Below are 26,152 nucleotides of genomic sequence, written 5' to 3' on the forward strand. Positions count from 1 at the left end.
CTGCTACCTCGTGGGCGAGAAGTGCAGGAGCCGGCCGCCCCACGACACCGGTCCCGGGCGGGTCAGCTCGGTGTGCACCTGGGCGGGGAGGGCGTCGGGGTGGAGGTGGAGGAACCGGGCGGCGACGCCGGTGACGAACCCGGTCGCCATGGACGTGCCGCTGAGCGTGTTGGTTGCGGTGTCGCCGGTGTGCCACGCCGACGTGATGCCGACGCCGGCCGCGTACAGGTCCACGCCGGGGCCGTAGTTCGAGAACGGCGCCCTGGCGTCGGTCTGCGTGTGGGCGCCCGACGTGAGCGCCTCGACGACCCTGGCGGGCGAGGTGTTGCCGACGCCGGTGTTGCTGCCGCCCGCGGTGACGGACGCGGTGATGCCCGCGGCGATCAGCCGGCGCACCGCGTCGTCCAGCGCGGTGGACGCGCCGCCGCCCAGGCTGAAGTTCGCCACGGCGGGACGGCCGGCGTTCAGCCGCACCCAGTCCACGCCGGCGATGACGCCGGCGATGGTGCCGCTGCCCTGGCCGTTGAGCACGCGCACGCCCACCACCCGCGCGCCCTTGGCCGCGCCGTACGTGCGGCCGGCGATGACGCCCGCGACGTGCGTGCCGTGGCCGTTGTCGTCCTGGGCGACGGAGTCGTTGTCCACGACGTCGTGGCCGTGCGCGGCCCGGCCGCCGAACTCGACGTGCGTGACCCGGATGCCGGTGTCGATCACGTACGCGGTGACGCCCGCGCCGGTGGAGGTGTAGCCGTAGGTCGTGTTCAGCGGCAGGGCGGTCTGGTCGATCCGGTCCAGGCCCCACGGCGCGTTGGTCTGGGTGGTGTGCGCCCGCACGACCTGGTCCTGCTCGACGTAGGCCACCGCCGGGTCGGCGGCGAGCCGTCGGGCCTGCGCCGGGGTGAGCGAGGCGGCGAAGCCGCCGAACGCGGGGTACTCGCGGGTCACCCGCCCGCGCAGCCGGCTCGTCACGGCGTCGGCCGTCGCGAGGTCCTCGAGCTTGACGATGTAGCTGCCGGGCACCGCCGTGGGCGAGCCGGCGTGCAGGACCGCGCCCTCGGCGTGGGCGGGCGCGGCGAGCAGGGTGACGGTCAAGGCGGCCACGGCGACGCCCGGTAAGAGCTTTCGCATAGGGCTTTCCTTTGCAGGGTAAGGGGGTCTTCCCGGCGCGGATCACGCGCGGGGCTTGCCAGTGTGCCGAACTCCGCGCCGGCGGTGGGCGTCCGCGCGGGAGTCGGTTCGGGGAACCACCACCGAGGTCGGCGCGATGTCAACCCGGAGGGGACCGCACTACGGCGGAGATGCACGTGCGGCGCGCTCGGACAACGTGATTGAGAAGCGATTCAACGCTGTGGAGAAAATACGGCCGACGGCTCGAACGAAACGAGAGGCCGGCGTGTCCGCGGCCAACACGGAGAAGTTCTCCGGGGTGAGTATGTAACCGCTGGAACCGCGATCCGCGGCACGGACCGGGCGGATGACACCCCCGACGGCCCGCCCGAGGTCTGCCACCAGCGGGAACACCGGCGCCACGAGTATTGCCCCGGCGGTCAACGTGAGCTTCGGCATAGGGGTTCCGTTCTCGGTCGTTGAACGGTCGCCGGCACCGGATTGCGACCGGCGTCGAAGCCCGCGACCGGGTGGAGTGTGCCGTGCATCACGCCACGTGCGCGAGGCCGTGGGCCGTGCCGCGCACCGGGACGGGACCGAATGACCGAGCGCGGTGCGGCGATCGCGGTAGCCGGGATCTTCACACCCCGGTCGGGCCACGCTGTTAATGAGAATTCAAAGATTCCACAGCCGACCGGATTTGCGGGTCCGATTCGGTCAAATTCAGCGCGGGAAACCCGATCGGCTGTACCGCCCCGGCGATTTCGCACGATAACGTCGCTCGCCTTGTCCTTGGGAGAACGGAGCGAAGATGCCTACGCCAGTCGTCGGACCGGAATCGCGGACGCGCGATCCCCGACGGATCGATGCGGGGGTCGACCCCTTCGCGGACGCATTGCGTGCGGCGATCCGCGCCAAAGGGCTCAGCCTGGAACGCATCCAGCACAAGCTGCGGGCGCGTGGCGTGGCGGTCAGCATCGCCGCGCTGAGCTACTGGCAGTCCGGCCGCAGGCGGCCGGAACGACCGGACTCGCTCACCGCCGTCAGCCACCTGGAGGAGATCCTGGACGTCGGCGCGGGCGGGTTGAGCTCGCTGCTCGGACCACCGCGGCCACGCGGCAAGGCCCGACCCCGTTCCCGCGTGTCCGGCCCGGAGGGCTGGGTCGGCGAGAGCGACTACGCGACCATCGCGGAACTGCTGGCCGACATCGACACCAGCACCGACCAGGACCTCACCCGGCTCAGCCTGCGCGATCAGGTGGAGCTCGCGATGGACGGCAGCACCCGCCGGGTCCGGTCGCGGCAGGTGCTGCGCGCCGAGCGCTCCGGCGTCGACCGCGTGCTGCTCGGCTACGACACCCGGCTGCCCGGCGACCCGCTGCCGGTCATCGGCACCCTGCGCTCGTGCAGGCTGGGGCGGGTTTCCGCCGACCCGCGCAACGGTCTGATGGTCGCGGAACTGCTGCTCGACCGCCCGCTGCGCCGGGGTGAGCGGACGGCCGTCGAGTACGAGCTGATCCACGTGGCGCCGCACCACCCCACGTTCGACAACACCCACTCGCGGCGCTTCCGCCACCCCGTTCGCGAGTACGTCCTGGAGGTCCGGTACGACTCACGGTGCCGACCCGCGCGTTGTGAACAATTCACGACCGGTTTGACCGGTGAAGAACCCGCCGACGTGCGCGAGACCCCGGTGGACACGTGGGGCTACGCGTACGCGGTCGCGCTGGACTTCGGCCCCGGCGTAGTCGGCCTGCGCTGGGAATGGACCTGACTCAGTAGGAGCGCGGCAACCTCAGCGTGTGCTGCGCCACGAAGTTCAGGATCATCTCCCGGCTGACCGGGGCGATGCGGGACAACCGGGACGCGGCCAGCATGGCGCCGAGTCCGTACTCGGTCGACAGCCCGTTGCCGCCGTGGACCTGGATGGCCTGGTCCACCGCCCCCGCCACCGCCTCCCCCGCCGCGTACTTGGCCATGTTGGCCGCCTCACCAGCAGCCCGGTCCTCCCCAGCGTCGTAGAGAGCCGCGGCCTTCTGGGTCATCAGCCTCGCCAGCTCGACCTGGATCGCGCACTGCGCCAACGGGTGCGCGATGCCCTGGTGCGCGCCGATCGGCGTGTCCCAGACCGTTCTGGTGCGGGCGTACTCACTCGCCTGGTCGAGTGCGCGGCGGGCCATGCCGGTGGCGAAGGACGCCGCCATGATCCGCTCCGGGTTGAGCCCGGCGAACAGCTGGGTCAACCCCGCGTCCTCCGAGCCGACCAGCGCGTCCAGCGGCAGGCGCACGTCGTCGAAGAAGCAGGTGAACTGCTTCTCGGGCGACAGCACCTCCATCGGGATGTGCTGGTAGGTGAAGCCGGGCGCGTTCGTCGGCACGATCATCAAGGAGGGGAGCAGCCGCTGGCCGGTGGCGTCGACGTGCCTGGCGACGACCATCACCGCCTCGACCTCGTCGACGCCGGAGATGAACGACTTGCCGCCCGCGAGGACCCACTCGTCGCCGTCGCGGCGGACGGCGGTGGCGAGCTTGTGCGAGTTGGAGCCCGCGTCGGACTCGGTGATGGCGAAGGCCATCTTGGTGGTGCCGTCGGCGAACCCGGGCAGCCACCGCCGCTTCTGCTCGGCGGTGCCGAAGCGGGCGATGATCGTGGCGCAGATGGCGGGCGACACGACGGTCAGCAGCAGCGGGCAGCCCGCTCTGGCCAGCTCCTCGCACACGGCGGCCAGGTCGCCGATGCCGCCGCCACCGCCGCCGTACTCCTCGGGCACGGCCACGCCGAGGTAGCCGAGCTCGCCCGCCTCGGCCCACAGCTCGTCGGTCTTCTCACCGGCCTTCGCCTTGGCGGTGAAGTACTCGTTGCCGTACTTGCGGGCGAGGTCGGCGACGGCCCTGCGCAGCGCCTGCCGCTCCTCGCTCTCGGTGAAGTTGATCGTCATGATCCGCCTGTCCCTCCGGTCGACTCGGGGCGCGGCCCATCGGCCACCACCGCGAGCACGTCGCCCGCGTCGACCTGCTGCCCCGCCCGCACGAGCACTTCCGCGACCGCGCCGCCGGTGGTGGCGAGCACGCGGTGCTCCATCTTCATCGCTTCCAGCACGAGCAGCTCCGCACCGGCCTCGACCCGTTGCCCCGACTCGACCGAGACCCGCACCACCGTGCCGGGCATCGGCGCGACGGTCGCGCCCTCGGCGAGCGTGGCCCGCGGCTCGGGGAACCGGGGCCGCAGCGTCAACGACACCGGGCCCACCTCGACGCGGTCCCCGTACACCGCGACCGGGTACGTCGTGCGCACCCCGTCGCGCTCGAACGTCACCGCGTCCGGCGCGGCCGTGACGACCGCCAGGTCCAGGCTCGTCTCCACGCCCGCGCGGGTGTGCCGGTAGTCGATCTCGACCGCCTCGTCGCCGTGCTCGAACACGGCGCGCTGCGGTTGGGACGCGAGGTTGCGCCAGCCCAGCGGGAGGGCGCCGGTGCGCCTGCGTTCGGCGAGCGCGAGGGCGGCGGCCAGCGCGGCGGGCCGGACGTCGACCGGTTCGGGGGTGGTGAGGCCGTGCTGGTCCAGGAATCCGGTGTGGGTGTCGCCCACGCCGAACGCCGGGTGCCGCAGCGTGCGGACCAGCAGGTCCCGGTTGGTGACGAGGCCGTGCAGCTCGGCCCGGTCGAGGGCGGCGGCCAGCTTGCGGATCGCCGCCGGCCGGGTCGGCGCCCAGGCGATCACCTTGGCCAGCATGGGGTCGTAGTGCACGCCCACCTCGCTGCCGTCCTCCACGCCGCTGTCCACGCGCACGCCGTCCGGCACGGCGAACCGGTGCAGGGTGCCGCTCGCGGGTCGCCAGTCGTGCGCGGGGTCCTCGGCGTACAGGCGGGCTTCGACGGCGTGGCCGTTCGGGGCCGGCGGTTCGGCGGGGAGGCGGGCACCTTCGGCGATGGCGAGCTGCCAGGCGACCAGGTCGAGGCCGAACACCTCCTCGGTGACGGGGTGCTCCACCTGGAGGCGGGTGTTGACCTCGAGGAAGTGGAACGAGCCGTCGTCGGTGTAGAGGAACTCCACGGTGCCCGCGCCGACGTACCCGATGGCCTCGGCGGCCTTGGTCGCGGCGTCGAACAGCCGACCGCGGGCCTCCGGTGTCACGGCCGGGCTCGGCGTCTCCTCGATGATCTTCTGGTGGCGGCGCTGGATGGAGCACTCGCGCTCCCCCAACGCCCACACCGTGCCGTGCGCGTCGGCGAGGACCTGCACCTCGACGTGCCGCGCGTGCTCCAGCAGGGGTTCGCAGAAGACGGTGCCGTCGCCGAACGCCGACTCGGCCTCGCGGCGGGCCGCGGCCACCTGCTCGGCCAGCTCGGACGCGGACCGCACCACCCGCATCCCCCGCCCGCCACCACCGGCGGAAGCCTTGACCAGCAAGGGGAACTCGGCGGCGGACTCGGGGTCCAGCTCCGGCAACACCGGGACGCCCGCCGCCGCCAGCCTCTTCTTGGCCGCGACCTTCGACCCCATCGCGTCGATGACCTCGGGGTCCGGCCCGACCCACGTCAGCCCGGCGGCGAGGACGGCGCGCGCGAAGGACGCGTTCTCGGACAGGAAGCCGTAGCCGGGGTGCACCGCGTCCGCGCCGGCGGCGAGGGCGGCGGCCACCACCACGTCACCGCGCAGGTAGGTGTCGGCGGGGCCGGCGCCGGGCAACCGGACCGCCGCGTCGGCCTCGCGCACGTGCGGCGAGCCCTCGTCGGGGTCGGAGAACACGGCCACCGGCGACACACCGACCTCGCGACAGGTGCGGATCACCCGACGTGCGATCTCACCCCGGTTGGCGATCAACAGCTTGCGGATCATCACGACCCCATCCCGGGTGGACGACGCCACCCCACCGGCAACACCCTGTTCACGCCCATGATCAAGTTCACGCCCGACACCCCGCCCGCGCCCGACACTCCGGTCGCACGCAAGACGTCGCCGCGCACCACACCCCGGCCGCGCGCAACGCCCGGCACCCGCTCCTCGCCGACACCGCAGCCGGCCAAGTGCCCGACCCGGCGGACTCCGCCCCGTCCAAAAACCCGCTCGCACCACCGCGGCCGGCCGGGTGCGGGACGCGGCGGACCCCACCCGTGCCCCCGCGACACCTCCGGCACCGGCGAACGACGCGCCCCCGAGCCCCGGCCGGTCCGGTGGTGGCGCGGCCCGCCGGACCACGGTGCGAAGCCGTTCCGTCCCGAAGCGGTCGGTGGCCTCGGTTCGCGGTTCATGCGGCCCTCACATCCGGAAGACGCCGTAGCGGTCCGCGCCCTTGACCGGTCCGCTGTGGATCGCCGACAGGCACAGGCCCAGCACGGTGCGGGTGTCGCGGGGGTCGATCACGCCGTCGTCGTAGAGGCGGCCGGACAGGAAGGCGGCCAGGGACTGCTGCTCGATCTGCCCCTCCACCATCTGCCGCATGGCCGCGTCGTGCTCCTCGTCGTAGTCCTGGCCCTTCGCCGCGGCGGCCTGGCGGGCCACGATCGACAGCACGCCGGCCAACTGCTTCGGACCCATCACGGCCGACTTGGCGTTCGGCCAGGTGAACAAGAACCTCGGGTCGTACGCCCGACCGCACATGCCGTAGTTGCCGGCGCCGTACGACGCGCCCATCACCACGGTCAGGTGGGGCACGCGGCTGTTCGACACGGCGTTGATCATCATCGCGCCGTGCTTGATGATCCCGCCCTGCTCGTACTGCGCGCCGACCATGTACCCGGTCGTGTTCTGCAGGAACAGCAACGGCGTGTCGCTCGCGTTCGCCAACTGGATGAACTGCGCGGCCTTCTGCGCCTCTTCGCTGAACAGCACCCCCCGCGCGTTCGCCAGCACCCCGATCGGGTACCCGTGCAGGTCGGCCCACCCCGTCACGAGACTGTCGCCGTAGTCGGGCTTGAACTCGTCGAACCGCGACCCGTCCACGATCCGGGCGATCACCTCACGCGGGTCGAACGGCACGCGCAGGTCCGTCGGCACCAGCCCGAGCAAGTCCTCCTCGTCGTGCAGCGGCGGCTCGGCGGCCCGGGGCGCGGGACCGAGCTTGCGCCAGTTCAGCCTGGCCACCACACGCCGGGTGAGCCGCAGCGCGTCCACCTCGTCCGCGGCCACGAAGTCGGCCAGCCCGGACGTCGTGCCGTGCATCCGCGCGCCACCGAGCGACTCGTCGTCGGACTCCTCGCCCGTGGCCATCTTCACCAGCGGCGGCCCGCCGAGGAACACCTTCGAGCGTTCCTCGATCATCACCACGTAGTCCGACATGCCGGGCACGTACGCCCCGCCGGCGGTCGCGTTGCCGAACACCGCGCTGATCGTCGGGACGCCCGCCGCCGACAACCGGGTGAGGTCCCGGAACGCCCGGCCGCCCGGGATGAAGATCTCGCTCTGGCTCGGCAGGTCCGCGCCGCCGGACTCGACCAGCCCGATCAGCGGCAGCCGGTTCTGCGCCGCGATGTCGTTGGCCCGGAACGTCTTCCGCAACGTCCACGGGTTGCTCGCACCGCCCCGCACGGTCGGGTCGTTGGCCACGATCACGCACTCGACGCCCTCGACCACCCCGATCCCCGTGACCACGCTCGCGCCCACCGGGTAGTCGGTGCCCCACGCGGCCAACGGCGACAGCTCCAGGAACGGGCTGTCCCGGTCGACCAGCAGCTCGATCCGCTCCCGTGCCAACAGCTTGCCGCGCTTGTGGTGCCGCTCGGTGTACTTCGGCCCACCGCCCGCGAGCGCCTTGGCCTGCTCGGCGTCCAGCTCGGCGAGCCTGGCCAGCAACGCCTCCCGGTTCTCGGCGTACCCCGAGGACCGGCGGTCCACCGCCGTGCGCAACGCAGTCATGCCGTGTACCCCAATCGCCGTGCCGCCAGCTCCGCCATCACCTCGGTCGCGCCGCCCCCGATGCCGAGGACCCGCGCGTCCCTGTAGTGTCGCTCGACCTCCATGACGCGGAGATAACCAGCGCCACCGTGCATCTGCACCGCCGCGTCCACGACGAACGAACACGCCTCCACGGCCGCGTTCTTCGCGAAGCACACCTGCGCCACGGCCTCCTCGCCGGCCAGCACCTTCACCGCCACCTCGCGCGTGTACGTGCGGACGAGGTCGATGCGCTGCGCCATCTCCACCAGCCGGTGGCGGATCACCTGGCGCGCGATGAGCGGCTTGCCGAACGTCTCGCGCTGCCGCGTGTACGCCAACGCCAGGTCCAGGCAACGCTGGGCCGTCGCGTACGCCTGCACGGCCAACGAGATCCGCTCCACCTGGAACTGCCGCATGATCAGCGCGAAACCGGCGTCCTCGGCGCCGACCAGGTTCGCCACCGGCACCCTCGCGTCCACGAAGGACAGCTCGGCGGTGTCCGAGCAGTGCCAGCCCATCTTCTCCAGCCGGCGGTCCACCGCGAACCCGGGCGTGCCCTTCTCGATCACCAGCAGGCTCACGCCCTGGTGCCCGGGTCCACCCGTCCGCACCGCCGTCGTCACGAAATCCGCCCGGTCACCCGAAGTGATGAACGTCTTCGTCCCGTTCACCACGTAGGAGTCGCCGTCACGACGTGCCGTGGTGCGCAGCGCCGCCACGTCCGAACCACCACCCGGTTCGGTGATGGCGAGCGACCCGATCAGCTCACCCGCCAACGTCGGCCGCACAAAGCGGTCGATCAGCCCCTCATCGCCCGAATCCACGATGTGCGGCAACGCGATGCCGTGCGTGAGCAACCCCGCGACGAGCCCGGACGACCCACCGGCCTGGATCAGTTCCTCGGTGACCACCACGGTGTCCAGCAGGTCGCCCGCGCCGCCGACCGCCTCCGGGAACCCGATCCCGAGCAACCCGATCTCCGCCGCCCTGCGGTGCAACGACCGGGGCAGCTCACCGGCGCGCTCCCAGTCCGCCAGGTGCGGCACGACCTCCTGCTCGGTGAACTTCCGCACCACCGCGCGCAGGTCACGCCGCTCGGGCGTGGCGAACAGGTCCGAGGTGGCGGTCACAGCAGCGCCTCCGGGATGTCGACGTGCCGGGAGCGCAGCCACTCCCCCAACGCCTTCGCCTGCGGGTCGAAGCGGGTGGACGACGCGACGCCCTCGCCGAGCAGGCCGTGCAGCACGAAGTTCAGCGCCCGCAGGTTCGGCAGCTCGTGCCGGTCGACCTCGCCCGCCTCCGGCAGCAGCTCCTTCAGCCGCTCGACGGTCAGCTCCGCGCGCAACCACTCGTACTGCGCGTCCGTTCGCACCCACACGCCGAGGTTGGCGTCACCTCCCTTGTCGCCCGAGCGCGCTCCCGCGATCACACCCAGCGGAACCCTCATACCTCGACCACCTCCCCACCCGGCAGCACGGCCCGGTGCGGCACCGACGACCGCGGCACGTACGCGGCCCGGTAGACGCCGAACGGCGTGCCGTCACCGGGTGGCGCCGTGACGTGGAAGCCGGGGTACGACGCCAGCGCCAGCTCGACACCCGCACGCGAGAACGCCTTGGCCCGCTTGGGATCCGCCGTCTTGACGGTCACGTGCAGCAGCGCGCTCGCCGTCTCCTCGGTGTCCGCGTCGACGTGATCGGTCCGCGCCAACGTCCACGTCAGCTCCCCCGGCCCGATCGCCGCCTCCACCTGCCGCCGCACGAGGTCCGCCTTGGCCTCGACGTCCAACCCGGTCAGCACGAACGTGGTCGAGTTGCGGAACCCGCCCAGCGTGGTGAGGCAGACCTTGAGCGCGTCCGGCGGCGCGGAACCCCTCACCCCGGAGATCCGCACGCCCCGCTCGTGCGGGTCGAGCCGGATCGTGTCGAAGTGGCTGACCACGTCCGGTCCGACGTAGGCGGGCGGCCCGATCTCGTAGAGCAGCTGCGCGGTGACGGTGTCCACGGTGACCGCGCCGCCCGTGCCGTCGTGCTTGGTGATGACCGACGAGCCGTCCGCCTCGATCTCCGCGATCGGGAAACCGGGCCTGGTCGCGTCGATCGACGTGAAGAACGAGTAGTTGCCGCCGGTGGCCTGCGCGCCGCACTCCAGCACGTGACCGGCGACCGTCGCGCCCGCCAGCGCGTCGAAGTCCTCCCGGCCCCAGCCGAAGTGCGCGGCGGCCGGCCCGACGACCAGCGACGCGTCGGTGACCCGACCGGTGACCACCACGTCCGCTCCGGCCCTCAAGCACTCGGCGATGCCCCACGCGCCGAGGTAGGCGTTGGCGGTCAACGCCTCCGGGAACCGCTCGCGCACGTCGTCACCGGTCACGTGGGCGACCTTCGCGCCGAGCCCGAGCCGGTCGATCGCCTCGGCCAGGCCTTCCGGGTTCACCCCGCCCGCGTTGGCGACGATCTTGACGCCGCGGGCGAGCGCGTCGGCCAGGTTCTCCTCCAGCTGGCGCAGGAACGTGCGGGCGTAGCCGAGGTTGGCGTCCTTCACCCGGTCGCGGCCCAGGATGAGCATGGTCAGCTCGGCCAGGTAGTCGCCGGTCAGCACGTCCAGCTCGCCGCCGGTGAGCATCTCGCGGACGGCGGAGAACCGGTCGCCGTAGAAGCCGGAGGCGTTGCCGACGCGGATCACGACCGCCCCCGGCGACCGCGGCCAGGGCCGGGAGGACCGGCGAACGCCTGCGCGATCGGGACCCAGGCGCGCGCGGCCTCGCCGACCACCGCGACGGCCAGGTCGTCGCGGTGTCGCCGTTGGGTGGCCAGCAGGCAGAAGTCCAGGGCGGGACCGGTGATCCGGTTCTCCGCGTCCTCCGGGCCCCACGTCCACGCCTCGCCGTCGGGCGGGACCAGCTCGACCCGGACGGGCGCCTGCGGCACGGGCAGCCCGTTGACCACGAACGACCAGCCGAACGTGCGGACGGCGATGTGCGCGACGTGCTTGAGCCGGTGCGTCGGCTCACGGGTCACGCCGAGCGCGTCGGCCACGTCCTGGCCGTGCGCCCACGTCTCCATCAGCCGGGCGGTGGCCATGGACGTCGCGCTCATCGGCGGTCCGAACCACGGCATCTTCACGCCCGGCGGCAGCGCCGCCAGTGCCTCGGCAAGCTCGGCGCGGCCCACCCGCCACTCCTCCAGGCTGATCGGCTCCCGCGCGCCCTCGTCCACCATGTCCGCGGTGGCCCGCGTCAACGCGGCGGTGAACGCGCCCGGGTCCCGGGCGGCGAGCGTGGCCACGCGGTCGGTCCAGCGCAGGTGGCTGATCTGGTTGGCGATCGTCCAGCCCTCGGCGGGCGTCGGGACGGCCCAGTCGGACAGCGGCGCGACCAGGTCGTCCAGCACCTGGCTCTCAGCGCGCAGGTCGTCCAGGAGTTCGTCGATCACAGCGAGTCCTCCAGCATCCGCGCCCAGTGCCGGATGATCCGACCCCGTCGCTTGCGGTCGTCGGTGAGCTGGTTGGCCAGCGCGAGGCCGCGCACCAGGTCCAGGGTGAGCTGCACGGTCTCGCGGACGCCCGGCTTCGTCTCGTCGGCGTCCAGCAGCTCGACGGCGAGGCGGTGCGTCTCGCGCCCGAGGCGGACCTCCAGCGGCACCACCACGGTCTTGAGGTCGGGATCGGTGCGTGCGGCGACCCACAGCTCGAGGGCGGCGGTGAACAGGTCGCTGGCGTAGAAGTCGGCGATCAGCTCGACCACGGCGGCTGTGCTGCCGTTGACCTGCCGCGCGCGCTCTTTCAGGTCGAGGACGCTCTCCGCGCCCAGGTGCTCGACCGCGGCGGCGACCAGTTCGCCGCGGGTGCGGAAGTGGTGCAGCTGAGCGCCGCGGGACACGCCGGCGCGCTCGGCCACCACGGTCGTCGTCGTGCCCGCCCAGCCGCGCTCGACCAGGCACTCGACCGTGGCCTCCATGAGCTTGCGCCGGGTCTCGCGGCTGCGGTCGGCCTGGCGCCGCGTCTCCCGCCGGCCGGTGTCGGTGGACATGGCACCGAGTGTTCCGCGCCAACTAACAAACAGTCAAGACTGTTTGTTAGTTGGCGCGGGCGGACCACCCGGCTACCAGCCGCCCTGCGCCATCGTCTGGAACAGCCACTTGCCGTCGGTCTTCACCAACAGGTCGCCGTACCGCACGACCTGCGAGAAGTCACCGGCGGTGATGGTCGCGTCGGTGATCACGAACACGAGGTCGGCGTTGATGAACACCGGCGTCCGGACGGACTCCATCCGCACGTCGCCGTCGCCCAGCGTCGCCCTCATGTCGGTGAGGAACCGCGCCCGGTCCCACGACTGCGCCGACCCGTCGGTCACCGCGTTGACCGGGAACAGCGCCATGTCGGCCATCGCCTCCACGTCCTTGGCCACCGCCAACGCGTCCCACTGCTCGAACCACGCGAGCACGCCCGCCACGTCTTCGTCGGTCGGCACGAACCCAGCTCCACCACCCGGCACGGCATTCATGACGTACATTGTACCGTACAACGTACGACAATGGCCGCAGAGGGGCACTAAAGGGGTTTGACCAGGGGTTTCCGAGATCCGGCGAGGGTCAGGCCGGCCAGGCCGCCAGGGCGATGTCGACCATCCGGTGCAACTGCTCGCGGTCGACGCCGTCCGCCGCCTGCACCGAGATCCCCTGCGCGACCAGCACCACGAACTTGGCCAGGTCGGCCGCGTCCACGCGGGAGGGCAGGTCGCCCTCGGCCTTGGCCCGCTCGAAGCGGTCCCGCAGCCCGACCTCGCCGGTCCGACGCCAGTCGGCCAGCCGCTCACGGGTCGCCACGGCGTCCTCGCCCATGGCGAGGCCACCCTGGAGGCTCAGGCAACCGGTCGGACAGCCGGGCCGGGTCGACACGTCGGCGGCGCCGCACAGCATGCGCTCGGCGGCGGCACGGGCGGTCGGCTGGTCGAGCGCGTCCCGGACGTGGACGGCCTGCCGCTCGGTGTAGCGCTCGAGCACCTTGAGGAACAGGGACTCCTTGTTGCCGAAAGCCGCGTACAGGCTGGGGCGGTTGATGCCCATCGCCTCGGTCAGGTCGGACAGGGCCGCACCCTCGTAGCCGCGTTCCCAGAACACCCGGAGGGCCTGGTCCAACGCCTCGTCGGCGTCGAACCCGCGCGGACGTCCACCGGCCATCGATCCGTCACCTCGCTTCTGGACCTGCCAGCACGGTACTCGACCCTCGCCGGTGAGAGCCGTCACAGGTTGTTGACCGATCGGTACAGAACACGAATTGTGTACCTCATGGTAAATAACTCGGGCAGGTTGGCGGGACGGCGTGCGGTGGTCACCGGCGGCACACGGGGCATCGGTGCGGGGATCGTGCGCAAGCTGGTCGCCGAGGGCGCGGTCGTGCTGACCACGGCCCGTTCGGCGGGCGGCGCGGACCTGCCGCCGGACGTGCTCTTCACCACCGCGGACGCGGCCGACCCGGACTCGGCGCCCCGGTTGGCTGACGAGGCCGTCAGGCAGCTCGGCGGGGTGGACATCCTGGTGAACAACGCCGGCGGCGGCCAGGCGAAGCCGGGGGGCTTCGGCGACATCGACGACAAGGCGTGGCAGGAGATCCTGGAAACGAACCTGCTGGGCGCGGTGCGGCTCGACCGCGCGCTCCTGCCCGGGATGGTCGAACGGGGCTCGGGCGTGATCATCCACATCTCGTCGTCCGCGGCGCACGTCCCCGTCGGCCCGCTGCTGCACTACTCGGCCGCCAAGGCGGCGCTCTCGAACTACAGCAAGGGGCTGGCCGAGGAGGTGGCTCCCAAGGGCGTGCGGGTCAACCGGGTCTCCCCCGGCATGACCGAGACCTCCGCGGTGGACGCGGTGCTCGGCGAACTCGCCGCGAGCACCGGCGGCGGTCTCGACGACGCCCGGGCGGCGCTGGTCGGGATGATCGGCGGCATCCCGATCGGCCGCACGGGCACGCCGGAGGACATCGCCAACCTGGTGGCGTTCCTGGTGTCCGACGAGGCGGCCTGGATCACCGGCGTCGACTACGTCATCGACGGCGGCACCCTCAAGGCCGCGTAGTCCGGGGGTCGACCGGCTCCTCGTCAGCGGTCCGAACAGCGGTTCCGCCGTGATCGGACGCCTTGTTCGATGAGGGCTGACCGACGAGGAGGCCGGTGTGGGGTTATCACGGCGGGACGTGTTGCGGTGGGCGGGCGCGGCGGTGGCGGCAGGCGGCACGGTGGCCGCGGGCGGCGCGCCGGCGGCAGGCAGCCCGGTGGCGGCGAGTGGCGCGCCGGCGGTGGCTCGGCCCGGGAGGTGGGCCCGGCTGCGCGCCCGCCTGGCCGGTGAGCTGCTGGTGCCCGGCGACGACGGCTACGCCGCCGCGCGGCTGCCGTTCAACTCCTTGTTCGACCACCACCGACCGGCCGCGATCGCCCGCTGCGTGCGCGCGGAGGACGTGCAGCGGTGCCTGGAGGAGGCTCGACGCGGCCGGATCCGGGTGGCCGCGCGCGGCGGCGGGCACAGCTACGCCGCGTACTCCACCCCGCACGACGGCCTGGTGGTCGACCTCGGGCCGATGGCAGGCGTCGACGTGCGGCCCGACGGCACCGCGGTGATCGGCGCGGGCGCGCGCCTCGGTGACGTCTACGCGGCCCTCGCCGCCGCAGGCCGGTGCCTGCCGCTGGGCAACTGCCCGTCCGTCGGCATCGCCGGCCTCACGTTGGGCGGTGGCCTAGGCTGGGTGGACCGCGCCCTCGGCCTCACGTGCGACTGGCTGCGCGCCGCCCGCGTGGTCACGGTCGACAGCCGCCTGGTCACCGCCTCGGAGGACCGCGAGCCGGACCTGTTCTGGGCGTTGCGCGGCGGCGGGGGCGGCAACTTCGGCGTGGTCACGTCGTTCGAGTTCGCCACCGCGCCCGCGCCGGAGGTGCTCACCGTGTTCCGGCTGAGGTTCCCGGCCGGGTCGGCGGCGGACGTGCTCGGCGCCTGGCAGCCGTGGAGCGCCGGGGCTCCCGACCGCCTGTCCAGCACCTGCGTGGTCCTGCCCGACGGTTCGGTCGACCTCACCGGCTGCTCGATCGGCCCGGCGGCCGCGCTGCTCGGCGACCTGGCCCAGCTGGGCGTCGAGGGGCGGCTGGAGCACGCCGAGGTCGACTACCCGACCGCGACGGCGATCATGACCCAGGGGCACCCGCCCCGCAACGCCTTCCGCGCGTCCTCACGCATAGCGGACGGCATGTGGGACGACCCCGCGGCAGTGGCGGAGACGGTGCGGGGCAAGGACAGCGCGCTGCTCATCGTGGGCGCGCTCGGCGGTGCGATCGACCGGCTCGCCCCCACCGACACCGCCTACCCCCACCGCGGCGCGCCGACGTCCGTCGAGGTCTTCGGCACGGTCGGCGACCTGCCGCCCGAGCTGGTCACCCGCGAGGTGGACGACGTCCAGTCGGCGTTGGCCGGTCTGGTCGGCACGGGCACCTACATCAACTACCTGGACCCCGAGCAGGAGGACTGGGCGGAGACGGGCTACCGGCACAACCTGCCCCGGCTGCGCGCCGTCGCCCGCCGCTACGACCCGGACGGGGTCCTGCGGTTCCCGCAAGCGGTCGGAGCGCGGTGAACCGAGAGGTCGCGTGGGCCGTCTCGGGACTCCCCGGGTAGCACCGCGGGGAGTCCCGGACGTGGCGACGTTCGGTCGAGCGGATCTCAATCGCCGAGCGGGTCCCAGTCATCGAGCGGGTCCCAGTCGTCCAGCGGGTCCCAGTCGTCCAGCGGATCCCAGTCGTCCAGCGGATCCCAGTCGTCCAGCGGATCCCAGTCGTCCAGCGGATCCCAGTCGTCCAGCGGATCCCAGTCGTCCAGCGGGTGCCCCTTGGCGACCGAGTCTCCGACGGCGTGGTCAGCCGGGACGGCGGACACCGGTTCGGCGTTGGCGGTCATGGTTCCGACCAGCAGTGCCAGGCCGCTCATCGTCGTGACGGTCGCGGTGAGCAGAGTGCGTCGCATCGTCAGCCCTTCCTCGTGTCGGGTACTGCGGCTGGGATAGCCACCGACGCGATGACGACGCCGCCGAACGGCCACCAGCACCCGAAGGAGTTGCAGAAGGTTCACGACCGAACGCACCGGGTAAGCATCCGGGTCGAGGTCAGAGGAGGGTCAACTGCTCGTGCACGACCGGGCCGTTCGGCGTCGAGGCGGGCAGGCTGCCCGCCGGCCACACGCCCTCGTCGTCGCCGGGCACGCCGACCGCGTCGCGGTCGCCGCGCACGTCCAGGCCGTGCCGGCGCAACAACGGCTCGATGCGCGCCGCCAGCCACCGCCGGTACCGGGCGTCCACATAGGACCCGCGCGCGTACAGCCCCCGGTAGTCGTCGGCCAGGTCCGGCCGCTCGCGCACCAGCCACCGGGCGAACCACTCGCGCGCGCCCGGCCTCAGGTGCAGCGGCAGGACCGTGACGCCCGTGGCGCCTGCGGCGGCGATCGAGGCCAGCAACGCGTCCAGCTGCTCCTCCGAGTCGGTCAGCCTCGGCAGCACGGGCGCGACGAACACCCCGCACGGCAACCCCGCGTCGCGGACCCGGCGCACCAGCTCCAGCCTCGCCTGGGGGCTGGGCGTGCCCGGTTCCAGCCCGGATTGCAGCTCGCGGTCCAGCAGCGCCAGCGACACCCCGATGCCCACCGACACCGTGGACGCGGCCTCCGCCAACAGCGGGATGTCCCGCGACAGCACGGTCCCCTTGGTGAGGATCGAGAACGGCGTGCCGGAGTCGGCCAGCGCCCGGATGATGCCCGGCATCAACGCGTACCGGCCCTCGGCCCGCTGGTACGGGTCGGTGTTCGTGCCCATCGCCACGTGCTCGCGCCGCCACCGCTTGGACCGCAACTGGCCCGCGAGCACCTCGACCGCGTTGACCTTCACCACGACCTGGGTGTCGAAGTCGCGCCCGGCGTCCAGGTCGAGGTACGTGTGCGTGTTGCGGGCGAAGCAGTTGTGGCTGACCAGGCCGTTGGCCACGAAGTCACCGGTGCCGGTGGTGATGTCGTACAACGTCCGCGTCACGCCGAGCGACTCCACCGACACCACCGCCAGCCGGGACGTGGACGGCACCGCCATGCCCTCCACCGCGTTGCCGCGCCCGATCGCCGGGCCGACGAGGTGCAGGAACCGCAGCCGCTCGGCCAGCCCGCCGGTGATCCGCACACCGCGCACCTCGACCACGTGCGACACGCGCAGCCGCAGCAGCGCCAGCACCGCCGCCTCGAACACCTCGCTGTCCGAACTGGACATCACCAGCTCACCGCCGGTCGAGCTGCCCCTCGCGTCGAACAGACCGGCCAGGAAACCCTTCGACCACTCGTCACCCGGCGTGGCGGGCCACTGCGCCAGGTCGTGCTCGCGCGGCACCCGGCCGCCGGCGAACTCGCGCACGCGGCCGAGCACGTCCGGGTGGCTGGGCAGGCCGCCGCGCACCGCGCCCCAGAGGTAGCCCGCGCGGTACTCCTCGCCGTGCGCGGGCGGCGAGGCGAACCGGCCCGTCCCGACCAGCTGCGCGCCCTTGACCAGGAACGGCCGCTCCTCGAAGTCGTCGCACCGGCCGGGCGTGACGTGCTTCCACCCCTCGTCGGTGAGGAACCGGTGGTCGCCGCCCGCCACCACCTGCGTGCCGTCGCTCAACGTGACCCGGTAGGCGGGCTTGGAGGTCTTCCAGTGCGCCCGCACGCGGGTGACCACGAACCGGCCCTGCGCCGTGCCGAACACCTCCTCGCCGACGGCCAGCTCGGCGATGGGCTTGGTGCGGCCGTCCGCCAGCAGCACCGGCGTGTCACCGGTCAGGCAGTACGTGCAGCCGTGCGTGCAGCCGCGGTACGGGTTGACCGTCCAGCCGAACGGCAGGCCGCCGCCCGGCACCTTGTTCAGCACGGACTTGGCGTTCACCTCGTGGAACACGACGTCGGCGAAGTCGGGAGTTCGTACGCTACGGACCAGCCCCGGCAAACCCGGCAGGGCCTGCTGCCGGCCCGCCCCGTCCTTCTGCCCGTCCCATCGCATGTCCACATTCGAACACGTGTTCGAAAAAGGGTCAAACGGAGTGCCTGTGTCTGTGCTGGACGTCATCTTGTGGCCCTTCAACACCACCGCGTTCACGTTCGCCGGCGTCGCCACGAGCTGGGGCGAAGTCGCCGGTTTCGTGACCGGCGCGCTCTGCGTGTGGCTGGTGGCCCGGCAGAACCCGCTCAACTGGCCGATCGGCATCCTCAACAACCTCGCCTTCCTCGTGCTGTTCGCGACCAGCGGCCTGTACGCGGACTCGGGCCTCCAGGTCGTCTACGTGGTGCTCGCGCTGTACGGCTGGTGGGCCTGGCTGCGCGGCGGCGTCGAGCACACCCCGCTGCCGGTCGGTCGCACCACGCGCGAGCAGTGGTGGTGGCTCCTCGCCGCCGGCGTGGCGGGCACCCTCCTGCTGGTGTGGGTGCTCACCACGTTCAGCAACTCGACCGTGCCGTGGGCGGATTCCGTGACCACCGTGCTCTCGTTGCTGGCCACGTGGGGCCAGACCCGCAAGAAGGTCGAGTGCTGGTGGCTGTGGATCGCCGCGGACGTGATCTACGTTCCGTTGTACGCCTACAAGGACCTGTGGCTGACCGCGATCCTCTACGTCGGCTTCATGGCTCTGTGCGTGCTCGGCCTGCGCAACTGGACGAAGGCGTTGCGCCAGGACGAGGCGGTGGCCGCGTGACCGACTTCGACCACGCGCTGGTGCTCGGCAAGTTCTACCCCCCGCACGCCGGTCACCACCACCTCATCCGCACGGCCGCCGCGCGGAGCCGGCGCACGACCGTGACCGTGCTGGCGTCGAGCGCCGAGTCCATCCCGGTCGCCGACCGCGTGTCGTGGCTGCGCGCCGAGCACGCGGGCACGCCCGGTCTCGTCGTGCTCGGCGACGTGGACGACCACCCGATGGACTTCGACAGCGATGTGGTCTGGGAACTGCACATGGGCGTGGCACGGGCGGTGCTCGCCCGGCGGGCCATCCTGGACGGCGAACCGGCGTCGGCGGCGGTCGACGTGGTGTTCTCCAGCGAGCGGTACGGCGACGAGATGGCCAAGCGGCTCGGTGCGCGGCACGTGCTGGTGGACCTCGACCGCGGCGCCGTTCCCGCGTCGGGGACGGCGGTGCGGGCCGATCCGCGCGGGCGGTGGGGGTGGCTCGGGAGGGCGACCAGGGTCGGGTTGTGCGCGCGGGTCGTGGTGGTGGGAGCCGAGAGCACCGGCACGACGACGTTGTCGCGGGAGTTGGCGGAGGCGTTGGGTGCGCCGTGGGTGCCCGAGTACGGGCGGGAGCACACCGAGCTGAAGCTGGCGGCTGCGCGGGCGTTCGACCCCGAGGCGGGGGTCGATGGTCTCGTGTGGACGGTCGGCGACTTCCAGGACGTGGCGCGCAGGCAGCAGGAGCTGGCCGACGCGGCGGTGGACGGGCCGGTCCTGGTGTGCGACAACGACGCGTGGGCCGCGACCGTGTGGGGTCACCGGTACCTCGGCGCGCCGCACCCGGACATCGCGCCGGACGCCCGCCGCCCCGCCCTGTACCTGCTGACCGATCACGTCGGCGTGCCGTTCGAGCAGGACGGGTGGCGGGACGGCGAGCACCTGCGGGAGTGGATGACGGACTTGTTCCGGGTCGGGTTGGCGCGGCGGGGTGTGCCGTGGCGGTTGGTCACGGGGTCGCCGGAGGAGCGGCTGCGGCAGGCCTTGGCGGCGTGCGAGGAGGCGGTGGCGGCGCACTTCCGGTTCGCCGACCCGTTGGAGCCCGGCCGGTGACGCGGCCCGTTTGGGCCCCTCGGCGACGCGGTCGGTGACGCGGCCCGGTCGGCATCAGCGAGGAGAGCCGTCAGATGGTGACGAGCACTTGGTCCAGTGATTCGCGGACCAGGTCGGGCACCACGCAGTCCTCGGCCGGGTAGCCGATCGGGATCACCGCGAACGCCTTCTCGTTGCGCGGGCGGCCCAGCACGTCGCCGAGGAACCTCATCGGCGACGGCGTGTGGTTCAGCGCGGCGAGCCCGGACAGGTGCAGCGCGGTCAGCAGCATGCCGACCGCGATGCCGACCGACTCGTCCACGTAGTAGTGCTTGCGGCGGGTGCCGTCGGGCTCCAGGTAGTAGCGCTGCTCGAACACGACGACCAGTTCCGGCGCGTCGGTCAGGTGCGGTTCGACGTCGTCGGTGCCGAGCGGGCGCAGCGCGTCCAGCCACTCGTCGCCGAGCCTGCCCGCGTACGAGACGCGTTCCTCGTGCTCGGCGGCCTCACGGATGCGGCGACGCACCGCGGGGTCCTTGACCAGCACGAACGTCCACGGCTGCTGGTGGGCTCCGCTGGGCGCGGTGGAGGCGACCGCGATGGCGTCGAGCACCACCCGGTCGGGCACGGGATCGGTGGAGAACATGCGCACCGTGCGGCGGGCCCGCATGCGGGCCCGCAGGTCGGCGGCCGTGCGCAGGGACTCGTCGACCGGCATCCTGGCCGGTCGGTACGGGACCGGCTCGAAGGACCGGCCGTGGATGGGTGTCCAGTTCGTGGTCACGCGGCGAGCGTGGCACCGACCGGGGCGTGGTTGAAGGGCTCACCCCGAAATTCGCACCGAACTGTCCGACATGCGGACGACCGGGGTGGGCGGGCAGTATGTGCGCGTGCGCGCCAAGGACCTCATCGCCGCCCATGGACACGGCCATGGGCACGGCCCCGTCGAGCCTGCTTCCCGACGTGTGCGGAAGCTGCTGCTGGTCCTGCTGCTGCCGCTCGTGCTCGCGACCGTGGTCGGCGCGCTGCTGCTGTACCCGTTCGGGCACGAGCAGCGCACGGGCGCGGAGGCCGGGCTCGCGCAGGTGCCGGTGCGCGGTGACGTGACGGCGGTGGCGCGGGGCGGGTGCGGTCCGGACACGGGCGAGCCGGGTGCCACCGGGTGCGTGCTGGTGACCGTGAAGATGAGCGACGGCGCGGCGGCGGGTCGGGAGATCCGGATCCCGGTGCCGGACCAGCCGGGCACGCCGACGTTCACCGTGGGCGACGCGGTGGTGCTGTCCTACGGCGGCGGCGACCCGAACGACAGCACGTCCTACCAGCTGGCCGACTTCCAGCGGGGTGTGCCGCTGCTGCTGCTGGCCGTGCTGTTCGCGGCGGCGGTGCTGCTGCTGGGACGGTGGCAGGGGCTGGCGGCGCTGGGCGCGCTGGCGTTGAGCTTCGTGGTGCTGGTGCTGTTCGTGCTGCCCGCGATCCTGGCCGGCGAGAACCCGCTGACCGTGGCCGTGGTCGGCGCGGGGTTGATCATGTTCGTGGTGCTGTACCTGACGCACGGGTTGTCCGCGCGGACGTCCACGGCGGTGCTGGGCACGTTGGTCAGCCTGGCGTTGATCTGCGTGCTGGGCGCGGTGTTCTCCGCGTTCGGCAAGCTGACCGGGTTGGACCAGGAGACGGCGAACCTGGTGTCGCTGCTCGGGCACGGCATCGACACGCGCGGGCTGCTGCTGGCGGGCACGATCATCGGCGCGCTCGGCGTGCTGGACGACGTGACCGTGACGCAGACCAGCGCAGTGTGGGAGCTGCGTCGGGCGAACCCGTCGCTGGGGTTCCGCGAGCTGTACGCGGCGGGGTCGCGGATCGGCCGCGACCACTTGTCGTCCGTGGTGAACACGCTGGTCATGGCGTACGCCGGCGCGGCGCTGCCGCTGCTGCTGGCGTTCACGCTGTCGGGGCGGAGCCTGGGCGAGATCCTGACCGCGCAGGAGGTGGCGCAGGAGGTCGTGCGGACCCTCGTGGGCAGCATCGGGCTCGTGGCGGCGGTGCCGATCACGACCGCGTTGGCGGCGTTCGTGGCGGGGCGTGAGGTGGTGCCCGAGCCCGCCGGGTCCGGTGGGTCTGGAGGGTTGGGTGAATCGGGTGGGTCCGGTGGGGTGGTTGGTCCGGCCGATCCGCTGTGGCGCAAGCACGTGAGGGGTGACCTGCGCACCGGTTACGACCCGGCGAAGGGGCCGTGGCGCCGTCCGGCTACCTCGCCAGCACCACCAGCAGCAACGCGATCGCGGCGGGCACGGACTGCACGACCAGGATCCGACGACTGACGGTCGCGGCGCCGTACAGGCCCGCGACGATCACGCAGATCAGGAAGAACACCGCGAAGGCGAACCCGGTGGAGCCCCGGGCGATCAGCGCGAAGATCAGCCCGGCGGCCAGGAACCCGTTGTAGAGCCCCTGGTTGGCGGCCAGCACCTTCGACTCGGCGGCGAACTCGGGCGTGGTGCCGAACGTCGCACGGCCGCGTGGCGTGTTCCAGAGGAACATCTCCAGCACGACGATGTAGAGGTGGATGGCCGCGACCAACGCGGTGAGGACATCTGCGGCGAGCTGCACGGATCGGTACCGTACCGCCATGCTGCGGACCGTGCTGGGTCTCACCGCCCGTGTCGCCACCGGGCTGGTGTCGGGCATGCTGGCGTTGCCGCGGATCGCCGACGCGCTGGAGAAGCTCGCACCGCTGGCGCAGGCGTTGCCGCAGGTCGCGGAGTTGCGGGGCACGCTGGAACGGCTGGAGCAGCTCGCCACGTTCCTGGCCAACGAGATGCCCGAGGCGTTGCACCAGCTGGAGGTGGTGCAACGCCAGTTGACCGAGCTGGAGCCCCGGATCGCCACGTTGGCCGGCAGCACCGGGCAGCTGGACGAGTCGATCCGCGTGCTGGCCGCCGCGCTCGGGCCGTTGCAGGGCACGACCGAGCGCCTGGGCAGGCTGGTCGACCGCCTGCCGGACCGGAAGCGCCGCACGCAGTCGCTACCGGGATAATCGTCGGGTGGGACGGATCCGGAAAGCCGACGAGACCATCAGCCGTGAGGTCGACTCGGGCATCGCGGAACTGATCCCGGACCCCGACGTGCCGAGGGCGTGGATGCTGCGCCTGAACGGCACGCCGCAGTCCCACGTGGACCTGGACGACCCCGGGCACCTGGAGTTCGAGTACCTGCGGCGGCTCGGCCACGTCGCCGACCTGGTCGCGCCGGGCAGCGAGCCGATCCGGGCGCTGCACCTGGGCGGCGGCGCGCTCACGTTGCCCCGGTACATCGCGGTGACGCGACCGCGTTCCAGCCAGCAGGTGGTGGAGATCGACGCGGCGTTGGTCGACCTGGTGCGCGGCGTGCTGCCGTTGGACCGGAACTGGCGGCTGCGGATCCGCAACGGTGACGCGCGGGCGGTGCTGGAGAAGGCGCCCGAGGCGGCGTTCGACCTGGTGGTGACGGACGTGTTCGCCGGGTCGCGGACGCCCGCGCACCTGACGTCGGTGGAGTTCGTGGCGTTGGCGTCGCGGGTGCTGCGGGCGGGCGGCGTCTACGCGGCCAACATCGGCGATGGCGGGAAGCTGGCGTTCGCCAAGGCCCAGGCCGCGACCGTTCGGGCGGTGTTCCCGCACGTGTGCGTGCTGGCGGAGCCGGCGGTGTTCAAGGGCAGGCGGTTCGGCAACTTCGTGCTGGTCGGGTCGCACGTCGAGCTGCCGGTGGCGGCGTTGACCCGGTTGACGGCCGGTGACCCGTTCCCTGGGCGGGTGGAGCACGACGACTCGCTGGTCAGGTTCATCGGCGGTGCGCCGGCGACGACGGACGCGACGGCCACCCTGTCCCCCGCGCCGCCCAAGGGCACGTGGGGTCTGCCGGACGACTAGGCGGAGTTCGATCAAGGCGGAGGCCGAGATCAGGACGAAGTACAGAGGACGAAGGCCTGGCGGTCAGGTCAGGAAGGGTTGTGGGTCTGCATGACCTGCCACGCCTTGGCCGCTGTCCGCACCACGTCGTCCCACCTGGGGTCGGCGAGGTAGACGGCGTCCGGCTCATCGCCCAGGTCGTCGATCAGCGGGCCGAACACCGCGCCCAGCTCGGCGAGCGGTTCGACCTCGTCCGGGTGAATCACGGTTCCCACGGCCGACACCGGGTTTGGCAGCACCCGGGCGTCGTCGAACAGGCTGTGGACGGCGAGGTCGAGCTCGTCGTAGTAGCCGGGGTGCGGCAGCTGGTGGCGGATCCACACCCGTTCCTGGTACGCGCGGTCGGAGAGGGACTCGACGGCCGCCAGCACCTGGGTCCGCATGCCGGGGTACTTGATCGTCACGGGGTCGTCCGCGTCCTCTGGTCGACGGGTCGTCGAGGTGATGGTGGAGCGAAAAGAAGAGTCCTCGCCGGACGGCAGATCAGCAGGATGACGGCCGGTGGGGTCGACGGTCCAGGGGGCCTGGGTGGACGTCAGGGTTGGTCGAGGGTGGAGACGAAGCGGGAGATGGCTTCCGGGTTCAGTTTCTGGGCGAGGCGGCCGGTGGGGGCTTTGGAGCCCAGTTGGTAGAGAGGGCGGTCGGAGGCGGGCAGGCCTCGGGCTTCGGCGCGGAGCTGGGCGACCAGGAGTTCGGAGAAGACCAGGCCCGGGGGGTCGCCTCGGCCGGCGAGGACGTCGGCCAGTTTGCGCAGTGGGAGGACGCCCTGTTCGCGGCCTCCGGTTCCGGCGTAGATGGCCAGTGCGAGGTTGATCGCCTTGCCGCCGCCGCGCACGAAGAGGCCGACGGTGCGGCTGCCGCGCACGTCGGTGACCAGCAGGTCGAGTTGGTCGGCGGTGTGCAGGTCGACCGAGCGCGTGCCGAAGGCGCGGACGGAGAGGACGTGGCCCTCCAGCCAGACCCTGCGGCGCGCTTCCGACCAGGCCAGCAGGAGGAGGGGTACGGCGAAGATCGCTGCCGAGACCAGGCCGGTGGTCCGGCCGGCGAGCAGACCGAGCAACCCGCCGAACGCGGCGGCGACGATCAACGCGCCGATGGCGACCGTGCGCGCGCGTTTGCGCACCGCCTTCGGGTCAAGCAGGTCAAGGGCAATCCGCTCGCTCACCGGCCCAACGCCTCCAGCACTGAGATCACCACGTCCGCCAGCGGCACCTCGCGCTGGTCGCCCGACGACAACTCCTTCACCTGCACGACACCGGCCTCGATGTCGCGCTCACCCAGGACGAGGGCGAAGCGCGCGCCCGAACGGTCGGCGCCCTTCATCGCACCCTTGAGGCCCTTGCCACCATAGGACAGGTCGAACCGCACACCGGCGGCGCGCAAGGGAGCCGAGAGGGCGACCAGGCGGGACTTCGCGGCCTCGCCCAACGGCACGCCGTAGACGTCGCAGCGGGTCTGGTCGCCCGGCGTGACGCCCTCCACCTGGCAGGCGAGCAGCGCGCGGTCGACGCCGAGGCCGAAGCCGACGCCGGACAGCGGCTGGCCGCCGAGCTGTTCCATGAGGCCGTCGTACCGACCGCCGCCGCCGATGCCGGACTGGGCGCCGAGCCCGTCGTGCACGAACTCGAACGTCGTCTTGGTGTAGTAGTCCAGCCCGCGCACCATCCGCGGGTTCTCCGCGAACTTCACGCCCAGCTCGTTGAGGTAGCCCTTGACCTGCTCGTAGTGGGCGAGGGACTCGGCGGAGAGGTTGTCCACCATGAGGGGTGCGTCGGCGACGAGTTCGCGCACCTCGGGGCGCTTGTCGTCCAGCACGCGGAGGGGGTTCAGCTCGGCGCGGCGGCGGGTCTCGTCGTCGAGGGGCAGCTCGGCGAGGAAGGCCTGGAGCTTCTCGCGGTACTGCGGGCGGCAGGTCGCGTCGCCCAGCGACGTCAGTTCGAGCCTGAAGCCGGTCAGGCCGAGGGCTCGGAAACCGGCGTCGGCGATGGCGATGACCTCGGCGTCCAGGGCCGGGTCGTCGACGCCGACGGCCTCCACGCCCACCTGGTGGAACTGGCGGTAGCGGCCTGCCTGGGGCTGTTCGGCGCGGAAGAACTGGCCCGCGTACGCGAGCTTCACGGGCAACTGGCCGCGGTCGAGGCCGTGCTCGATGACGGCCCGCATGACGCCCGCCGTGCCCTCGGGCCGCAGCGTGATGGACCGCCCGCCGCGGTCGGTGAACGTGTACATCTCCTTGCTGACCACGTCGGTCGACTCGCCGACGCCGCGCGCGAACAGCGCGGTGTCCTCGAAGACGGGCAGCTCGACGTAGCCGTAGCCGGCTCGGCGCGCCGACTCCACCAGCGTGTCGCGCACCGCCAGGAACGACGCCGAGGTGGGCGGGAAGTAGTCGGGAACGCCCTTGGGGGCGGCGAAGGGGGTCGTCACT

General features: G+C 72.3%; 24 protein-coding genes and 1 pseudogene. 8 read left to right on the forward strand and 17 right to left on the reverse strand.

Annotated features, from left to right (window positions below):
* Positions 1–3 precede the first annotated feature (3 nt).
* Positions 4–1,128 (reverse strand): S8 family peptidase, encoded by a 1,125-nt coding sequence (locus AB0H12_RS03020; protein WP_499620379.1) that lies wholly within the window; start codon positions 1,126–1,128, stop codon positions 4–6.
* A gap of 790 nt (positions 1,129–1,918) precedes the next feature.
* Here AB0H12_RS03020 and AB0H12_RS03025 point away from each other — a divergent pair.
* On the forward strand, positions 1,919–2,881 hold the full coding sequence (locus AB0H12_RS03025) for a hypothetical protein (protein WP_499620380.1): 963 nt from the start codon (positions 1,919–1,921) through the stop codon (positions 2,879–2,881).
* Position 2,882: 1 nt separating this feature from the next.
* Here AB0H12_RS03025 and AB0H12_RS03030 read toward each other — a convergent pair whose 3' ends face one another.
* The 9 genes and pseudogenes from AB0H12_RS03030 to AB0H12_RS03070 all read right to left on the reverse strand — a co-directional run bounded on the left by AB0H12_RS03030 (position 2,883) and on the right by AB0H12_RS03070 (position 13,164).
* Complete coding sequence (locus tag AB0H12_RS03030) at positions 2,883–4,040, reverse strand: acyl-CoA dehydrogenase family protein (RefSeq protein ID WP_499620807.1); 1,158 nt, start codon at positions 4,038–4,040, stop codon at positions 2,883–2,885.
* Positions 4,041–4,042: 2 nt separating this feature from the next.
* Complete coding sequence (locus tag AB0H12_RS03035; protein ID WP_499620382.1) at positions 4,043–5,947, reverse strand: acetyl/propionyl/methylcrotonyl-CoA carboxylase subunit alpha; 1,905 nt, start codon at positions 5,945–5,947, stop codon at positions 4,043–4,045.
* Between the two features lie 420 nt (positions 5,948–6,367).
* Positions 6,368–7,963 (reverse strand): acyl-CoA carboxylase subunit beta, encoded by a 1,596-nt coding sequence (locus AB0H12_RS03040; RefSeq protein WP_499620383.1) that lies wholly within the window; start codon positions 7,961–7,963, stop codon positions 6,368–6,370.
* A complete protein-coding gene (locus AB0H12_RS03045; protein WP_499620384.1) occupies positions 7,960–9,114 on the reverse strand; it encodes an acyl-CoA dehydrogenase family protein in 1,155 nt (384 codons plus the stop codon). The genes AB0H12_RS03040 and AB0H12_RS03045 overlap by 4 nt, the downstream gene beginning before the upstream one ends.
* A pseudogene (locus AB0H12_RS03050) lies at positions 9,111–10,609 on the reverse strand (acyclic terpene utilization AtuA family protein). The gene AB0H12_RS03045 and the pseudogene AB0H12_RS03050 overlap by 4 nt, the downstream one beginning before the upstream one ends.
* 56 nt (positions 10,610–10,665) lie before the next feature.
* Positions 10,666–11,418 carry a TIGR03084 family metal-binding protein gene (locus tag AB0H12_RS03055; RefSeq protein ID WP_499620385.1) on the reverse strand — a complete coding sequence of 251 codons (753 nt, stop codon included), beginning with the start codon at positions 11,416–11,418 and terminating at the stop codon, positions 10,666–10,668.
* Entirely contained in the window at positions 11,415–12,014 is a 600-nt protein-coding gene (locus AB0H12_RS03060) for a TetR/AcrR family transcriptional regulator (RefSeq protein ID WP_499620386.1), read from the reverse strand. Before AB0H12_RS03060 ends, AB0H12_RS03055 begins: the two co-directional genes overlap by 4 nt.
* A gap of 72 nt (positions 12,015–12,086) precedes the next feature.
* Positions 12,087–12,488, reverse strand: a complete 402-nt coding sequence (locus tag AB0H12_RS03065) for a nuclear transport factor 2 family protein (RefSeq protein ID WP_499620387.1) — start codon at positions 12,486–12,488, stop codon at positions 12,087–12,089.
* 88 nt (positions 12,489–12,576) lie between these two features.
* Positions 12,577–13,164 carry a TetR/AcrR family transcriptional regulator gene (locus tag AB0H12_RS03070; protein WP_499620389.1) on the reverse strand — a complete coding sequence of 196 codons (588 nt, stop codon included), beginning with the start codon at positions 13,162–13,164 and terminating at the stop codon, positions 12,577–12,579.
* A 108-nt stretch (positions 13,165–13,272) separates the two neighbouring features.
* Here AB0H12_RS03070 and AB0H12_RS03075 point away from each other — a divergent pair, with 108 nt between their 5' ends.
* Positions 13,273–14,058 (forward strand): SDR family oxidoreductase, encoded by a 786-nt coding sequence (locus AB0H12_RS03075; protein WP_499620390.1) that lies wholly within the window; start codon positions 13,273–13,275, stop codon positions 14,056–14,058.
* 97 nt (positions 14,059–14,155) lie between these two features.
* The gene (locus AB0H12_RS03080) at positions 14,156–15,601 is read left to right on the forward strand and encodes an FAD-binding oxidoreductase (protein ID WP_499620391.1); all 1,446 of its coding nucleotides are present in this window, start codon (positions 14,156–14,158) and stop codon (positions 15,599–15,601) included.
* A gap of 86 nt (positions 15,602–15,687) precedes the next feature.
* Here the strand turns inward: AB0H12_RS03080 and AB0H12_RS03085 are convergent, their stop codons facing one another.
* Together AB0H12_RS03085 and AB0H12_RS03090 are read right to left on the reverse strand one after the other, a co-directional pair.
* Positions 15,688–15,987: a hypothetical protein gene (locus tag AB0H12_RS03085; protein WP_499620392.1), complete on the reverse strand. Its 300-nt coding sequence runs from the start codon at positions 15,985–15,987 to the stop codon at positions 15,688–15,690.
* A 139-nt stretch (positions 15,988–16,126) separates the two neighbouring features.
* Positions 16,127–18,031, reverse strand: coding sequence for an intein-containing Rv2578c family radical SAM protein (locus tag AB0H12_RS03090; RefSeq protein ID WP_499620394.1), 1,905 nt, complete (start codon positions 18,029–18,031; stop codon positions 16,127–16,129).
* A gap of 46 nt (positions 18,032–18,077) precedes the next feature.
* Here AB0H12_RS03090 and pnuC point away from each other — a divergent pair, with 46 nt between their 5' ends.
* Complete coding sequence (pnuC, locus tag AB0H12_RS03095; protein ID WP_499620395.1) at positions 18,078–18,719, forward strand: nicotinamide riboside transporter PnuC; 642 nt, start codon at positions 18,078–18,080, stop codon at positions 18,717–18,719.
* The gene (locus AB0H12_RS03100) at positions 18,716–19,801 is read left to right on the forward strand and encodes an AAA family ATPase (RefSeq protein ID WP_499620397.1); all 1,086 of its coding nucleotides are present in this window, start codon (positions 18,716–18,718) and stop codon (positions 19,799–19,801) included. The genes pnuC and AB0H12_RS03100 overlap by 4 nt, the downstream gene beginning before the upstream one ends.
* A 70-nt stretch (positions 19,802–19,871) precedes the next feature.
* Here the strand turns inward: AB0H12_RS03100 and AB0H12_RS03105 are convergent, their stop codons facing one another.
* On the reverse strand, positions 19,872–20,498 hold the full coding sequence (locus AB0H12_RS03105; RefSeq protein WP_499620808.1) for a nitroreductase family protein: 627 nt from the start codon (positions 20,496–20,498) through the stop codon (positions 19,872–19,874).
* Between the two features lie 136 nt (positions 20,499–20,634).
* Here AB0H12_RS03105 and AB0H12_RS03110 point away from each other — a divergent pair, with 136 nt between their 5' ends.
* A complete protein-coding gene (locus AB0H12_RS03110) occupies positions 20,635–22,098 on the forward strand; it encodes a YibE/F family protein (RefSeq protein WP_499620398.1) in 1,464 nt (487 codons plus the stop codon).
* On the opposite strand, the gene AB0H12_RS03115 is transcribed toward AB0H12_RS03110, so the two are convergent.
* Complete coding sequence (locus AB0H12_RS03115; RefSeq protein ID WP_499620809.1) at positions 22,025–22,387, reverse strand: DUF1304 domain-containing protein; 363 nt, start codon at positions 22,385–22,387, stop codon at positions 22,025–22,027. The genes AB0H12_RS03110 and AB0H12_RS03115 overlap by 74 nt on opposite strands.
* Before the next feature lie 19 nt (positions 22,388–22,406).
* Between AB0H12_RS03115 and AB0H12_RS03120 the strand changes: the two genes are divergently transcribed.
* Positions 22,407–22,814 carry a hypothetical protein gene (locus tag AB0H12_RS03120; RefSeq protein WP_499620400.1) on the forward strand — a complete coding sequence of 136 codons (408 nt, stop codon included), beginning with the start codon at positions 22,407–22,409 and terminating at the stop codon, positions 22,812–22,814.
* A gap of 7 nt (positions 22,815–22,821) precedes the next feature.
* On the forward strand, positions 22,822–23,685 hold the full coding sequence (locus tag AB0H12_RS03125) for a spermidine synthase (RefSeq protein WP_499620401.1): 864 nt from the start codon (positions 22,822–22,824) through the stop codon (positions 23,683–23,685).
* Positions 23,686–23,753: 68 nt separating this feature from the next.
* Here AB0H12_RS03125 and AB0H12_RS03130 read toward each other — a convergent pair whose 3' ends face one another.
* From AB0H12_RS03130 to hisS, 3 genes are all read right to left on the reverse strand, one after another.
* Complete coding sequence (locus AB0H12_RS03130; RefSeq protein ID WP_499620402.1) at positions 23,754–24,128, reverse strand: SCO4402 family protein; 375 nt, start codon at positions 24,126–24,128, stop codon at positions 23,754–23,756.
* A gap of 131 nt (positions 24,129–24,259) precedes the next feature.
* Positions 24,260–24,889, reverse strand: coding sequence for a hypothetical protein (locus tag AB0H12_RS03135; protein WP_499620403.1), 630 nt, complete (start codon positions 24,887–24,889; stop codon positions 24,260–24,262).
* The gene (hisS, locus tag AB0H12_RS03140; RefSeq protein WP_499620405.1) at positions 24,886–26,151 is read right to left on the reverse strand and encodes a histidine--tRNA ligase; all 1,266 of its coding nucleotides are present in this window, start codon (positions 26,149–26,151) and stop codon (positions 24,886–24,888) included. The genes AB0H12_RS03135 and hisS overlap by 4 nt, the downstream gene beginning before the upstream one ends.
* Position 26,152: the final 1 nt, after the last annotated feature.

Origin of the sequence: Actinosynnema sp. NPDC023794 (assembly GCF_040639675.1) — a bacterium.
GTDB lineage: Bacteria > Actinomycetota > Actinomycetes > Mycobacteriales > Pseudonocardiaceae > Actinosynnema > Actinosynnema luteola.